This window comes from Thermanaeromonas toyohensis ToBE (assembly GCF_900176005.1).
In the GTDB taxonomy this organism is placed as follows: Bacteria; Bacillota; DSM-521; order Neomoorellales; family Neomoorellaceae; genus Thermanaeromonas; species Thermanaeromonas toyohensis.
On sequence record NZ_LT838272.1, the window covers coordinates 127,015 to 138,596 of the forward strand.

General features: G+C 49.7%; 15 protein-coding genes and 1 pseudogene. 14 read left to right on the plus strand and 2 right to left on the minus strand.

Annotated elements, in window-relative coordinates:
* Positions 1 to 84 precede the first annotated feature (84 nt).
* From B9A14_RS00725 to B9A14_RS00735, 3 genes are all read left to right on the plus strand, one after another.
* Complete coding sequence (locus tag B9A14_RS00725) at positions 85 to 1,092, plus strand: resuscitation-promoting factor (RefSeq protein ID WP_084663052.1); 1,008 nt, start codon at positions 85 to 87, stop codon at positions 1,090 to 1,092.
* Between the two features lie 68 nt (positions 1,093 to 1,160).
* Positions 1,161 to 2,048 (plus strand): 16S rRNA (adenine(1518)-N(6)/adenine(1519)-N(6))-dimethyltransferase RsmA, encoded by an 888-nt coding sequence (gene rsmA / locus B9A14_RS00730; protein WP_231967861.1) that lies wholly within the window; start codon positions 1,161 to 1,163, stop codon positions 2,046 to 2,048.
* Positions 2,029 to 2,532 (plus strand): ribonuclease H-like YkuK family protein, encoded by a 504-nt coding sequence (locus B9A14_RS00735; RefSeq protein ID WP_157109717.1) that lies wholly within the window; start codon positions 2,029 to 2,031, stop codon positions 2,530 to 2,532. Before rsmA ends, B9A14_RS00735 begins: the two co-directional genes overlap by 20 nt.
* Before the next feature lie 58 nt (positions 2,533 to 2,590).
* Here the strand turns inward: B9A14_RS00735 and B9A14_RS00740 are convergent, their stop codons facing one another.
* Positions 2,591 to 3,373: a cell wall hydrolase gene (locus B9A14_RS00740; RefSeq protein WP_084663056.1), complete on the minus strand. Its 783-nt coding sequence runs from the start codon at positions 3,371 to 3,373 to the stop codon at positions 2,591 to 2,593.
* A 195-nt stretch (positions 3,374 to 3,568) separates the two neighbouring features.
* Here B9A14_RS00740 and yabG point away from each other — a divergent pair, with 195 nt between their 5' ends.
* The 10 genes and pseudogenes from yabG (at position 3,569) to B9A14_RS00790 (ending at position 10,274) form a co-directional block, all read left to right on the plus strand.
* Entirely contained in the window at positions 3,569 to 4,501 is a 933-nt protein-coding gene (gene yabG, locus B9A14_RS00745) for a sporulation peptidase YabG (RefSeq protein ID WP_084663058.1), read from the plus strand.
* A gap of 227 nt (positions 4,502 to 4,728) precedes the next feature.
* Complete coding sequence (locus B9A14_RS00750; protein ID WP_157110007.1) at positions 4,729 to 5,010, plus strand: Veg family protein; 282 nt, start codon at positions 4,729 to 4,731, stop codon at positions 5,008 to 5,010.
* 116 nt (positions 5,011 to 5,126) lie between these two features.
* On the plus strand, positions 5,127 to 5,384 hold the full coding sequence (locus tag B9A14_RS00755; protein ID WP_084663062.1) for a hypothetical protein: 258 nt from the start codon (positions 5,127 to 5,129) through the stop codon (positions 5,382 to 5,384).
* Between the two features lie 134 nt (positions 5,385 to 5,518).
* Positions 5,519 to 5,629 (plus strand): annotated as a pseudogene (locus tag B9A14_RS18165) (4Fe-4S ferredoxin); the annotation flags it as partial.
* Between the two features lie 190 nt (positions 5,630 to 5,819).
* On the plus strand, positions 5,820 to 6,551 hold the full coding sequence (locus tag B9A14_RS00765; RefSeq protein ID WP_084663064.1) for an N-acetylmuramoyl-L-alanine amidase: 732 nt from the start codon (positions 5,820 to 5,822) through the stop codon (positions 6,549 to 6,551).
* Between the two features lie 29 nt (positions 6,552 to 6,580).
* Positions 6,581 to 6,907 (plus strand): winged helix-turn-helix domain-containing protein, encoded by a 327-nt coding sequence (locus B9A14_RS00770; RefSeq protein WP_231967979.1) that lies wholly within the window; start codon positions 6,581 to 6,583, stop codon positions 6,905 to 6,907.
* Positions 6,908 to 7,052: 145 nt separating this feature from the next.
* The gene (locus B9A14_RS00775; protein ID WP_084663068.1) at positions 7,053 to 7,958 is read left to right on the plus strand and encodes an ABC transporter substrate-binding protein; all 906 of its coding nucleotides are present in this window, start codon (positions 7,053 to 7,055) and stop codon (positions 7,956 to 7,958) included.
* Between the two features lie 143 nt (positions 7,959 to 8,101).
* Positions 8,102 to 8,806 (plus strand): ABC transporter permease, encoded by a 705-nt coding sequence (locus tag B9A14_RS00780; protein WP_084663070.1) that lies wholly within the window; start codon positions 8,102 to 8,104, stop codon positions 8,804 to 8,806.
* A complete protein-coding gene (locus tag B9A14_RS00785; RefSeq protein ID WP_084663072.1) occupies positions 8,797 to 9,555 on the plus strand; it encodes an ATP-binding cassette domain-containing protein in 759 nt (252 codons plus the stop codon). Before B9A14_RS00780 ends, B9A14_RS00785 begins: the two co-directional genes overlap by 10 nt.
* 32 nt (positions 9,556 to 9,587) lie before the next feature.
* The gene (locus tag B9A14_RS00790; RefSeq protein WP_084663074.1) at positions 9,588 to 10,274 is read left to right on the plus strand and encodes a response regulator transcription factor; all 687 of its coding nucleotides are present in this window, start codon (positions 9,588 to 9,590) and stop codon (positions 10,272 to 10,274) included.
* 68 nt (positions 10,275 to 10,342) lie between these two features.
* On the opposite strand, the gene B9A14_RS00795 is transcribed toward B9A14_RS00790, so the two are convergent.
* Positions 10,343 to 10,624, minus strand: coding sequence for a late competence development ComFB family protein (locus tag B9A14_RS00795; protein WP_157109718.1), 282 nt, complete (start codon positions 10,622 to 10,624; stop codon positions 10,343 to 10,345).
* 116 nt (positions 10,625 to 10,740) lie between these two features.
* On the opposite strand from B9A14_RS00795, the gene B9A14_RS00800 reads away from it, so the two are divergent.
* On the plus strand, positions 10,741 to 11,529 hold the full coding sequence (locus tag B9A14_RS00800; RefSeq protein WP_084663076.1) for a cyanophycinase: 789 nt from the start codon (positions 10,741 to 10,743) through the stop codon (positions 11,527 to 11,529).
* The last annotated feature ends 53 nt before the right edge of the window (positions 11,530 to 11,582 follow it).

Below are 11,582 nucleotides of genomic sequence, written 5' to 3' on the forward strand. Positions count from 1 at the left end.
CGAGACTAAGCAGGAAAACTTTGGCCAGGTGTAGAATATATAGCTTGACGTAGAGCGTTGCCTGTTTTCAAGGGAGGCAGTCTGGTGGATGGTTGGATAACTGCCTGGCGCGAGGAGAAAAGGTTGCGGTCCCGTCGCCGCTCTTTATTTTTATTTATCGGTGCTTTACTATTGATCTTTGTGGGAGCGGGTTGGGGAATGTTTAACCTGGCCTGGAAAAAGGTGGTTTTAGATATAGACGGCCAGGAGAAAACCTTTCGCACTCGAGCCAGGACTATAGAACAGTTTTTATCTGAGGAACAAATAGCCTTAGCTTCCGAGGATGAGGTTTATCCTCCCCTTACCACACCTTTAAGCAACGGCCTACATATAGAGGTAAGAAGGGCGGTAGCCGTACGGGTCCTGGTGGATGGCAAGGAACAGGAAGTACGCTTGGTACCAGGTACAGTAGGCCAGGCCTTAAAGAAAGCAGGGATCTCCTTAGGCCCCCTGGATCGGGTAGAACCCCCAGATCTAGAAAGATTTATACAGCCAGGGGAGCTTATCAGGGTAATTCGAGTGGAAGCAAAGACCGAAACAGTAGAAGAGGAAGTGGATTACCGTATTATCCGGCGGCAGGACCCGGAGCTAGAGGTAGGGACCAGTCGGATCATTCAGTACGGACGTAAAGGGCTTAAGCGGACCGAGTATGAGGTGACTTATGAAGATGGGCGGGAGGTGAAGCGGGAAGTAATAAAAGAAGAAATAGTCAGGGAGCCTGTGCCAGAAGTGGTGGTCGTAGGAGCCTTAAGGGAGGTTTCTCGAGGTGGTCATACTTTACGATTTAAGCAGGCTCTATGGGTCACAGCTACCGCTTACACCCATACTGGTAACCGTACGGCTACTGGCACTGTACCGCGGCTGGGCACCGTAGCTGTAGATCCTGCCGTAATCCCCTTAGGTAGCCGGCTGTACATTGAGGGTTACGGGTTTGGACGCGCAGAAGATGTGGGAAGCAGTATCAAGGGTAACCGTATAGATGTCTTTTTGGAAACCCTTGAGGCTACCCGGCGTTGGGGTATCAGGCGGGTAAAGGTCTATGTACTAGAATAGGCGGCTTCAATTTCCTTTGTTATGCCGGGGCTTTTGTAGTATAATAAATGTGCCGGAGGGGAGTAAAGTTGTACCCTGCTGTAACTAGCCCCGGCCAGATTATCTCGTTGCTTAAGTCTAAGGGGTTAAGGCCCTGTAAGGCGCGGGGGCAAAATTTTCTTATAGACGCTAACATTGCCAGGAAAATAGTAGAGGAAGCAGGTTTAAGCGCAGCCGATGTAGTAGTAGAGATAGGCCCTGGCCTGGGAGCCCTGACGTGGGAGCTAGCCCAGCGGGCCAGGCAGGTTATAGGTGTAGAAATCGACCGAAATCTTGTTCAGGTGCTGCGCGAGGTCCTGGCGGGGCAGCCTAATGTGTCTTTGGTAGAGGGAGATGCCCTTAAGATAGATTTCGATGAGCTGGTAGGGAAAACCTTAGGGATCGAGGGTAGGGGGAGGTTACCAGCCTACAAAGTAGTGGCTAACCTTCCCTATTATATTACTTCCCCCCTTTTAAACCATCTTTTGAGCAGCGATTTTCACATTGACCGCCTTGTGCTTATGTTACAGCTGGAAGTAGCTGAACGTTTAGTGGCCAGGCCGGGGACCAAGGACTATGGCATGTTGACTGTTTTTACCCAGTACTTTGCGGAGATCCAGTGGGTAATGTATGTGCCCCGGACGGTGTTTTTCCCGCGCCCGGAAGTGGATTCGGCAGTAGTTCGACTTTATAAGCGTTCCCATCCTCCGGTGGAAGTCGGGGATGAAGAATTTTTCTTTCGGGTAGTGCGGGCGAGTTTCTCCAAGCGGCGCAAAATTTTACCCAATGCCCTTAAGGAGCTGGCTGGAGGCCGCGAGGCAGTTTTTAAAGCTTTAGATACCGCCGGGATTGCGCCTTTCCGGCGAGGGGAGACCTTATCTTTAGAGGAATTCGCCAAGCTAAGCCGGTGCCTTAAGAATGAGTTGGGAAGAAGGTGAACCGGCAGTGCATTTCATAAGTCCTACTAAAGGCCGGCTTACACCCGAAGAGATGTTTCAAGACATAATGGCTTTTATAGAAGGAGCACCTGACGCCCAGTACAAGGTCATCATCGGGACAGATTCCCAGGCCCGGGTGAGGACCTGTTTTGTAACGGCTGTCATTATCCACCAGGTAGGTAAGGGTGCGCGCTATTATTATCGTAAGAAGTACCAGCGAAAGCTAAGCTCCTTACGCCAGAGGATTTTTATTGAGGCAGCTTTAAGCTTAGAAGTAGCCAGCTTCTTGGCCCAAAAGCTAGCAGAAAACGGGCATCCTGATCTAAACGTGGAGATACACCTAGACATCGGACCCAATGGGGATACCAAGGAGCTTATCCGGGAAGTCGTAGGAATGGTGGTAGGAAGCGGGTTTGCGGCCAAGATAAAACCCTATTCCTGTGGGGCTACTAAAGTGGCTGATAAATATACTAAGAGTGGATGAGGAAGGGCGGCACACAACTGGAACAGAAGTGCCGCCCTTCCTTTTTAGGTTATGGGGTTTAAATAGCGAAGACGTGGTTGCCGATGACCGCTATTATCTTACGGGTCCATACCCAAGGGCTGGTGGCTGTAGCTGGATTCCAGAAGAAGAGGGCTCCACCGCTAGGGTCTTTACCCGCTAAGGCTTCCCGTGCGGCTTGGTAGGCGGTAGCATTGGGTTGTAACCATATTTGCCCGTTGGTAACCGATTCAAAGGCATCGGGCTCATAAATCACCCCAGCGATGGTTTTGGGGAAGCGGCCGTCTCGGAGGCGGTTTAAGACCACCGCCGCCACGGCAACCTGGCCCGCATAAGGTTCCCCGCGGGCTTCGGCGTAGACAAGGCGGGCCAAAAGATCAAACTCCTCGGGCGTATACGATATCTTTCCACCCCTAGAGGCAAGACTTAAAACCCCTCTCTCAGGGATCCATAAGGTTTGGCCTGGATAGATGTACTCGCTGGTAAGCCCGTTAGCTGCCATTATTTCTTGATAGCTTATCCCGAAGCGAAGGCCGATGAGGAACAAAGTATCACCCGGTTGGACTGTGTAGTTAGTACCGGACTTGGTGGGGATCCATAGCACTTGACCAGGATATATCCAGGCATCCTTTAAACCGTTGGCTTGCTTAATCTCCTCCGCTGTGACATTGTAACGCAGGCCTATGAGGAAAAGGGTGTCACCGGGCTGTACAGTGTAGGTAGCAGCATATCCGGCGTGGGGGTGGAAGAATAGAAATACACTAAAGGCTATGGCGAAAGCCAAAAAATACATTTTTTTTCTTTCTCTGTACTTAATGGCCATCAACTCCTTTTCTGGCTACCGCCTGCCAGCCCCTTACCATTATACAGGAAAGGGGGGAGCCCCGTCATTACAAAATAGTTGGCAAGCCCGGTATTTTATGTTAACAATCTCCCTTCCCTTTTCCCCTACATAAACTGGTAATAAGAAAACGTTAAAGCTTTAGCACTAGAAAGGACAAGGAGGGAAGGGAAGAAAATGGCTGGGATAAAGCCGGGAGATATAGTAGCCCGCCTTTCCTATGGGAAAGATATATTTTTCAAGGTTAAAGCTGTGATAATTACTGACCAGGGTCAAAGGACAGCCTTGCTTAAAGGGTTGGATGTGCGGCTTAGCGCAGATGCCCCCCTAGAAGATCTCGAGCTCCAACCGGCCGAACAAGTTTTATTTTATCGGCACCAGGATATACATCGCTGTAATTCCTATTTCCGTCGGGCGCGGGAACGGCAAGAAGCAAGGCGGGAGGCTTACTTAACTTGGATGGATGTGGCCGCGGGTTCAGAGGGAACCCAGAGGGGAGCCCCAGGGGAGGGGGAGGGTTTTTTTGAGCTTCCCGGCAGGGTGCTGCATGTAGACGGCGATGCTGAATACCTGGACCGGTGTCTCCATGCCTACCAGCAGCTACGCCTGCCGGTAAGGGGGTTTTTTGTAGCTGAGGAGGAGCAAGCCTTTAGGGTTCCTGAATTGCTTTCCCGTTATACCCCGGATATTTTAGTACTTACGGGCCACGACGGGTTGACTAGGCAGAAGGGGGATATGTCTAGTTTAGACAGCTACCGGCATTCTAAGGACTTTGTGGCTGCTATTAGAGCTGCTCGGAGGCTAAGGCCCAGCCACGATGATCTAGTGATCTTTGCTGGAGCCTGTCAATCCTATTATGAAGCTTTGCTTGAGGCAGGGGCTACCTTTGCTAGCTCCCCGGCCCGTATCCTTATCCATGCCTTTGATCCTTTACTGGTAGTAGAGAGAGTAGCCTACACCCCTATCCACGAGACAGTGACGCCCCAGGAGATAATTAAAGATACCATCACCGGGGAAGGTAGTATTGGCGGGGTAGAGATCAAAGGAAAACTGCGGTTAGGTTATCCCGCGTCCCCTCATTTAAGATTTCTTTCTGCCACTTCCGGCTAAAAAAGGTTGGCTTAAAGGCAAAGTAATATAGCGCAAATCGATACCAGGTTACAAGAAAGTTTACATCCCTTAATAAAACCGTAACAAATCCATAATATTGGCTTAATATAGGGTTCGGGCTTCTTGACATAAGGACCATAATTCTAGTAAAATAAAATACCAATCTTGACATCCTCCGACCGGCATATTATAATAAGGTATGTATGCCGGGAAAGAGGGTGGTATGGTTGGCTGGGAAAGAAGTTCTAGCTCTTATTAGGCAAGATTTGGAGGCCCGTGTGGGCCAAAAGATAAAACTGAGAGCTAATCGGGGTAGGAAGAAGATTATTGAAAAGGTAGGTATCTTGGAGAAGACTTATCCGAACATTTTTGTTATCCGCCTGGAGGAACAGAGAAGCCCGGAACGCCGCATCTCCTTTAGCTATGCTGATGTTTTGACCGATACTGTAGAACTTATGGTGGAAGGTGAAGAAGGAGATATTCGGATAGGCGCTAAGGCGAGGAGCTAAGGGGTATTCAAAGCCCTAGCTCCTTTTTAAATCTTAGAGCATCAATCTAGGGATCTTTTATTGTTAACTCTTTTTCTATTGGTCAGCCTATATGATGTGGCAAGGAAGGCGTACCGATGAACCGAACTTCTGAACTTAGTGAAGTATTAGCCAGGTGGCGGGCTACCTTGCTTCAAAAGAAGAATGTGGTGGCTGTGGGGTACGGGTTTAAGATACGCGGAGGTAGGTCTACTGATATTCCCGCCATCCTAGTCTACGTGGCTCGCAAAGTACCCTTAAAGAACCTCCCCCCTAAAGAGCGTATACCACCTTGGGTGGAAGGTTGGCCTACTGACGTGGTAGAAGCCGGAGATATAAGGGTTTACCGCACATAATTCCCTTAGGCCTCACCCCATACTAAAAAGGGGTGGGGCCTTTTGTATTTTGTAGTTCAATCCCTATGATGCCCATGCTGTGGAGGAAGCGGTGCGTCTAAAGGAGGTTATGGGGGTCTGTCCAGCTCGCGTATACCCCTGAGGGGTGCCTTGAATGCGGTACCTGCCGTTATGGGTGTGCCCATGATAATATAGACTGGCGGTATCCTCGGGGTGGCTTTGGGATAATGCACAAATGTGGGTAAAAAAACATAAAAATACCTTAAGCCAAGGGCAGTTTAAAGAAACTTTCCCTTCTACCCTCGACCTGGATGCCTAATATATATTAAGGAGTAAGTAACACATAAGAGCAACAAATTATAACAGTAAATGGAAGGATAACATTTAGCTCCCCAAGGGGCTAGAAAGAGTCTTTACTTTAAGGGAGAGGAGAACATGGGTTGGCGTATCGGATTGGATCCTGGCCATGGCGGGCCTGACCCTGGGGCGGTAGGGGCTAGCGGCCTTATGGAAAAGGAAGTAACTTTAGAGGTAGCCCTTATGTTGGGGGAAAGGCTGTCCATAGCGGGCTGTGATGTAGTATTCTCCCGGCGCGAAGATGTAGATGTATCCTTGCCCGAACGAGTAGCTCTTTTCAACCGCGCTAAAGTAGACCTAGTTGTAAGCCTTCATGTTAATAGCTCATCTAGTCAGGAAGCCTCTTATCTCAGCACCTATATCTTAGCGCCTGGAGGGCAGGCAGAAAAGGCGGCCCGTTTTATCCAGAAGGAAATGGTAGAAGCTCTAAAATGGCCCGATGGCGGGGTACGGGAAGCTAACTTTTATATCCTGCGGGAGACGGAAGCCCCAGCCGTACTGGTGGAGATGGGTTTTTTAAGCCATCCCCAGGAAGAGGCTGCCCTCCGGCGCAAAGAGACACGCCAAACCCTAGCCTTAGCTTTGGCGCGGGGTATAGCTTTATACTTGGGGCTTAATCCAGATGTTTTTTCGTTACCTCAAGACATAGAAGGGCACTGGGCGGAAGCTATTATACGCCGCTGCCTTGAGCTGGGCCTCCTTAAAGGTTATCCTGATGGAACCTTTCGGCCAGACCAGCCTGCTACCCGGGCGGAACTAGCAGCTGGTCTTTTAAATCTTCTAGACAGGATACAAGCTTCTCGTTTATAATAAAAGGGGGTGTAACTTAGCCCTTGCGCGTGCGTTATAAAGTGTGGCTGGAGGAGGGAGAGCACGTCTTTGGTGAGGGGCTGTTCACCCTTCTCCGAGAGATTGAGCAGGAAGGGGCTATCAATAGAGCAGCCAAAAATTTAAGCATGTCCTACCGCCAAGCTTGGGGCCGTATCAAAAAAGCTGAAAAGCGGCTGGGTTTTCAGCTTCTTTTAACCCGGACGGGAGGGGAAGCTGGAGGTGGGGCAGAGCTAACCCCCCAAGGGAAAAGGCTTCTGGAAAGCTACGACCGCTTCCGCCAGCAAGTGGAGGAAGCCATCCAGGACGCCTTTAGAAAAAACTTTGGAAAATTATAGGGAGCTAAAAAGGGTCGGGGCTTTTTGTTAAGAAAGGGGGCCCATACTTTTTTAGCCTTCGTTATGCTTAAAAAAACATAAGGATCATCCAGCAAATCCTCTCCTAATAGGGGAAATAAAAAAATGATAGAGAGGAAGTAAAGCAATGCAAAAGAAAAAAGCGGTTTACTTGAGTTTCTGGGCAGCAAGTATTGTTTTGCTGGTACTCACCCTTTCTAGTTGTGGGTCATCTCAGAAACAATCTAACACAGCGGCGCCTGGTATAAAACCCGCTACTAAAAAAGAAGTCATCCTGGCTACTACTACCAGTACCATGGATACCGGCCTTCTCGATGTACTCCTCCCCCTCTTTGAGAAAAAGACAAATTACGTAGTAAAGCCCCATGCTGTAGGCACAGGCCAGGCTTTGGCTATGGGGGAACAAGGGAATGCCGATGCCCTTTTAGTTCATGCCCCGGAAGATGAGGTTAAACTGGTGGAAAAGGGTATAGCTATTAACCGACGCCTAGTTATGCATAATGATTTTATTATAGTTGGCCCTCCCGAGGACCCGGCCCAGGTTAAAGAAGCCAAGACAGCGGCTGAAGCCTTTAAGCGCATAGCAAGCAAGCAGACCCTTTTTATATCCCGGGGTGACGATTCCGGCACCCACAAGAAAGAAAAATCTATATGGAAAATTGCTGGCATAAAGCCTTCTGGCAAGTGGTACCAGGAAGCGGGGGCGGGCATGGGACAGACTTTAAACATAGCTTCAGAGAAGGGCGCTTATACCCTTACCGACCGGGGAACTTACTTGGCTCTAAAGAAAACTTTAAGGCTGGCCATCCTTTTAGAAGGGGAGAGATCCCTCTTAAATATTTACCATATCATGCAGGTTAACCCAGAAAAATTCCCCCAGTTACCCATAAACAGCGAGGGGGCCAAGGCTTTGGTGGATTTCTTCATCTCCCCAGAGACTCAAAAAATGATTGGCGAATTCGGGAAAGACAAATACGGGGAACCCCTTTTCTTCCCAGATGCCGGTAAAAAAGAAGAAGAGTTAGGCAGGTAGAAGGCGCTGGAAATATTAGGCAAAAAGAGCCAGGAATATCAGGTAAAAAGAATAACGAAAGAAGAAAAGAGTAGCAAAGTATTTTTGGATAAATTAAGAGGCGGATTAAACACTAAAAGGGAAATCTTGGGAAGTGAAAAGGCATGGAGGCGCTCTGGGAAGGCCTTCTTTATGGGTTTAAGCTCCTTATAGGTTTGGATCCCGGTGTTTTAGAGGTTGTAATTTTAACCTTTAAAGTGAGCGGCCTGGCCACTTTGGTAAGCATTTTGATAGGAGTACCTTTGGGGTTTCTACTGGCTTTTACCTCTTTCCCAGGCCGGCGTTTTATCGTGAGCCTCATCAACACTTTCATGGGGCTTCCCCCTACGGTGGTGGGCCTATGGGTAAGCTTCCTCCTTTGGCGGAGCGGTCCCTTAGGGCGCTTAGGCCTTATCTATACTCCTACGGCTATGATCATAGCCCAGGCTGTTATTGCTGCCCCCTTGGTGATAGGCTTATCCATGGCTGCTTTTCAGCAATTACCTGCCCGGCTTCCAGTCCAGATTCTAGCCCTGGGCGCCTCCCAGACCCAACTTTTCTGGTTTTTGCTGAGGGAAGGGCGCCTGGGTCTCCTAGCCGCAGTAATCGCAGGTTTCGGGGGTGTGATATCTGAAGTAGGCGCTTCTCTAATGGTAGGAGGTAACATCCTCCACCAGACGCGGGTTTTAACTACGGCCATAGTTATGGAAGTAAGCCGGGGCAACTTTCCTATGGCCTGGGCCTTAAGCTATATTCTCCTGGGTTTAAGCTTTAGCATAACAGCGGTTTTGACTCTGCTCCAACAAGGGAGGCGGAAAGCGTGGGGTTAAACTTACGTTTAGAAGGAATTAAAGTAGTAAAGGGAGGCCGCCAGGTGCTAGCGGTGGATGAACTTTATATCGCAGGGGGAGAAGTCTGGGGGTTGCTGGGGCCCAATGGAGCAGGTAAGAGCACCCTCTTGCAGGTGGTAGCCCTCTTAGAAAGGCCAGACCAGGGCCGTCTTTACTTCGATGGCGAGCCCATTATCTGGCGACGCCGGGAGTTATTGAGACTTAGGAGGAGGCTTTCCCTGGTCTTTCAAGAACCCCTCCTTCTTAGCACGACTGTATATCAAAATGTGGCTCTGGGCTTACGCTTCCGGGGGATGGAGGAAAAAGAGATAAGCCGAAGGGTAGAAGGATGGCTTAAGCTTTTGGGTTTAAGCCATCTGGCTTCCCGTTATCCTTGGGAATTATCGGGGGGCGAAGCCAGGAAAGTTAGCCTGGCTCGGGCTTTAGTGCTGGAACCCCACCTTTTACTCTTGGATGAGCCCTTTACTGGTCTAGATCTTCCTACCCGCACCCTTTTCCTAGAGGAACTCCGCCGTATAGTTAAAGAGAGGAACATCACAGTTCTCTTTGTTACCCATGATTATACCGAGCTTCCCCTGCTGGCTGACCGGGTAGTCCTCCTTTCGGAAGGAAGGATTTTAAGCACAGGGCGGCCGGAAGATTTGGTATCTCTCCTGCCAGGAGCAAGATCCCTGCCTGGGCCTGGACAAAGGTTCCTTCCATTCGTTACAATACAATCAGGGGGTTAGCCCTAAGAATAAAAGAATAGAGGAAGCGGAAGATGCCAGGCAAAATTTTAGTAGTGGATGATGAACCTGCCATTTTAGAACTGGTAACTTATAATCTAGAACAGGCGGGCTTTTCTACCCTCACGGCCACTGATGGGGAAACGGCTTTAAAGTTGGTAGAGGCTGAAAAGCCCGACCTAGTTATCCTAGATATCATGCTTCCTAAGATCGATGGATTCGAGGTATGCCGCACTATTAGGGCCCGCCATAATACACCTATCCTTATGCTTACGGCGAGGAGGGAAGAGGTGGACCGGGTGCTAGGCCTTGAATTAGGGGCCGATGATTATCTAGTCAAGCCCTTCAGCCCCCGGGAGCTCGTGGCTAGGGTCCGGGCAATACTACGCCGGGTAGCTGAAGCTGGTGGCCGGAAGGATGGCCTTATAATTGTAGGTGATTTAGTCATCAACCCAGAAAGCCATGAAGTCCAGGTAAGGGGGAAACCGGTAGAGCTCACCTTAAAGGAATACCAGCTTCTAAAGTTCCTAGCGGAGAATCCTGGGCGGGTTTTTACCCGCGAAGCCCTGCTAGATAGGTTGTGGGAAGGGGACTATTTTGGAGATACCCGTACCATAGATGTGCATATCCGCCACTTGAGGGAAAAAATAGAAGAAGATCCCAGCAACCCCCGTTATATCTTAACCGTACGGGGAGTAGGGTATAAGTTCCGCGAAAAGTGATCTCCCCCGTGGAAGGGTAGGGCTTCCCGCCTTGTAAGACTTAAGGGAATTCCTCTTAAACCCGTGCCTTAAACTTGGTGGCGCGGGTTTTGTTTTACTTTCATAAGGGCTCGGGTTAGGGCGCTATAGATATCAGCGCGGTACTGGGTTTCCAGCATGGATGCTTTAGTGTACAAGGCCCCCTTTTCCCTCACCACGTACCGGGGCGGTAGCTCATTTAGGGCCAGGGCTGCTATATCATACCGGCAAATTTCGCACTTACAGGCTTCGGGGTCCTGTTCTAACACGGTATCTAGCAATTCCCACACGCAATCTTCCATATAGTTTTTAAGGGTAAGTTCCTTAGGCACTGCCTCTCGCTCCTTTAAGATTACCTAAGTTTACTTTAAGTAACTTCACCAAGGGATTCGTTCCTTAAGGTTTTCTTTCCTTCACGGGGGAAAAATAATTTTTTAGAGGGAGACTTATGGGTGTATATCTTATCGGCGGAAACGAAGATCGAGAAGAGCGCTGCGAGGTTTTACGGGGGTTTTTGGAGGCTGGTGGGGGAGACCAGGCCGAGGTGGTGGTTATACCGGTGGCCTCTCAGAACATGGAGGAGGCCGGGGAGGTATATTTACGGCTTTTTACCCGCCTGGGCGCAAAACGGGTAGAAGCTGTAGCCCCGACTACGCGGAAGGAGGCTAACCAGGAGGCCCTGGAGCGCTTGGTAGAGAAAGCTAAAGCAGTATTCTTTACTGGCGGGGACCAATTAAGGCTCACTTCCCTTTTAGGAGGAACCAACTTGGACCGTGCCTTGCACCGGGCCTTCCAGCGCGGTACTTTAATGGGGGGTACTAGCGCGGGTGCGGCGGCCATGAGTTCCACCATGATCGTAGCTGGAGAGGGGGAAGTAGCACCTCAAGTTGATGTGGTACGTATGGCCCCTGGCCTGGGGTTTATCCGCGAGGTCATCATAGATCAACATTTTGCCCAACGAGGTCGCTTGGGCCGCCTTCTTGCCGCTATAGCCTACAACCCCTATATACTGGGGTTAGGTATAGATGAGGATACCGCAGTATGGGTGGATGGGGATAGATTGCAAGTATTAGGAAGAGGTACGGTTACAGTGGTGGATGGCCGGGGTATTGAGCATACTAATATATCTATAGCTGGGCCAAAACCCTTGGCCCTTACTGGTGTGGCTCTCCATGTTTTGCCAGCAGGTTATGGCTTTAATTTGGATACCCGGTGCCCCCTACCCCCTTTAAGCTAAACCTTCCCAACTTACCTTTATCCTTTAACATCCGGTATAATTTTCCTTTGGCT

Bases quoted from the DNA above. Each gene is read 5' to 3' on its own strand.
- B9A14_RS00735 (WP_157109717.1), top strand. From the start codon at position 2,029: ATGAGTTGGGAAGAAGGTGAACCGGCAGTGCATTTCATAAGTCCTACT.
- B9A14_RS00740 (WP_084663056.1), bottom strand. From the start codon at position 3,373: ATGGCCATTAAGTACAGAGAAAGAAAAAAAATGTATTTTTTGGCTTTC.
- yabG (WP_084663058.1), top strand. From the start codon at position 3,569: ATGGCTGGGATAAAGCCGGGAGATATAGTAGCCCGCCTTTCCTATGGG.
- B9A14_RS00755 (WP_084663062.1), top strand. From the start codon at position 5,127: ATGAACCGAACTTCTGAACTTAGTGAAGTATTAGCCAGGTGGCGGGCT.
- B9A14_RS00765 (WP_084663064.1), top strand. From the start codon at position 5,820: ATGGGTTGGCGTATCGGATTGGATCCTGGCCATGGCGGGCCTGACCCT.
- B9A14_RS00775 (WP_084663068.1), top strand. From the start codon at position 7,053: ATGCAAAAGAAAAAAGCGGTTTACTTGAGTTTCTGGGCAGCAAGTATT.
- B9A14_RS00780 (WP_084663070.1), top strand. From the start codon at position 8,102: ATGGAGGCGCTCTGGGAAGGCCTTCTTTATGGGTTTAAGCTCCTTATA.
- B9A14_RS00790 (WP_084663074.1), top strand. From the start codon at position 9,588: ATGCCAGGCAAAATTTTAGTAGTGGATGATGAACCTGCCATTTTAGAA.
- B9A14_RS00800 (WP_084663076.1), top strand. From the start codon at position 10,741: ATGGGTGTATATCTTATCGGCGGAAACGAAGATCGAGAAGAGCGCTGC.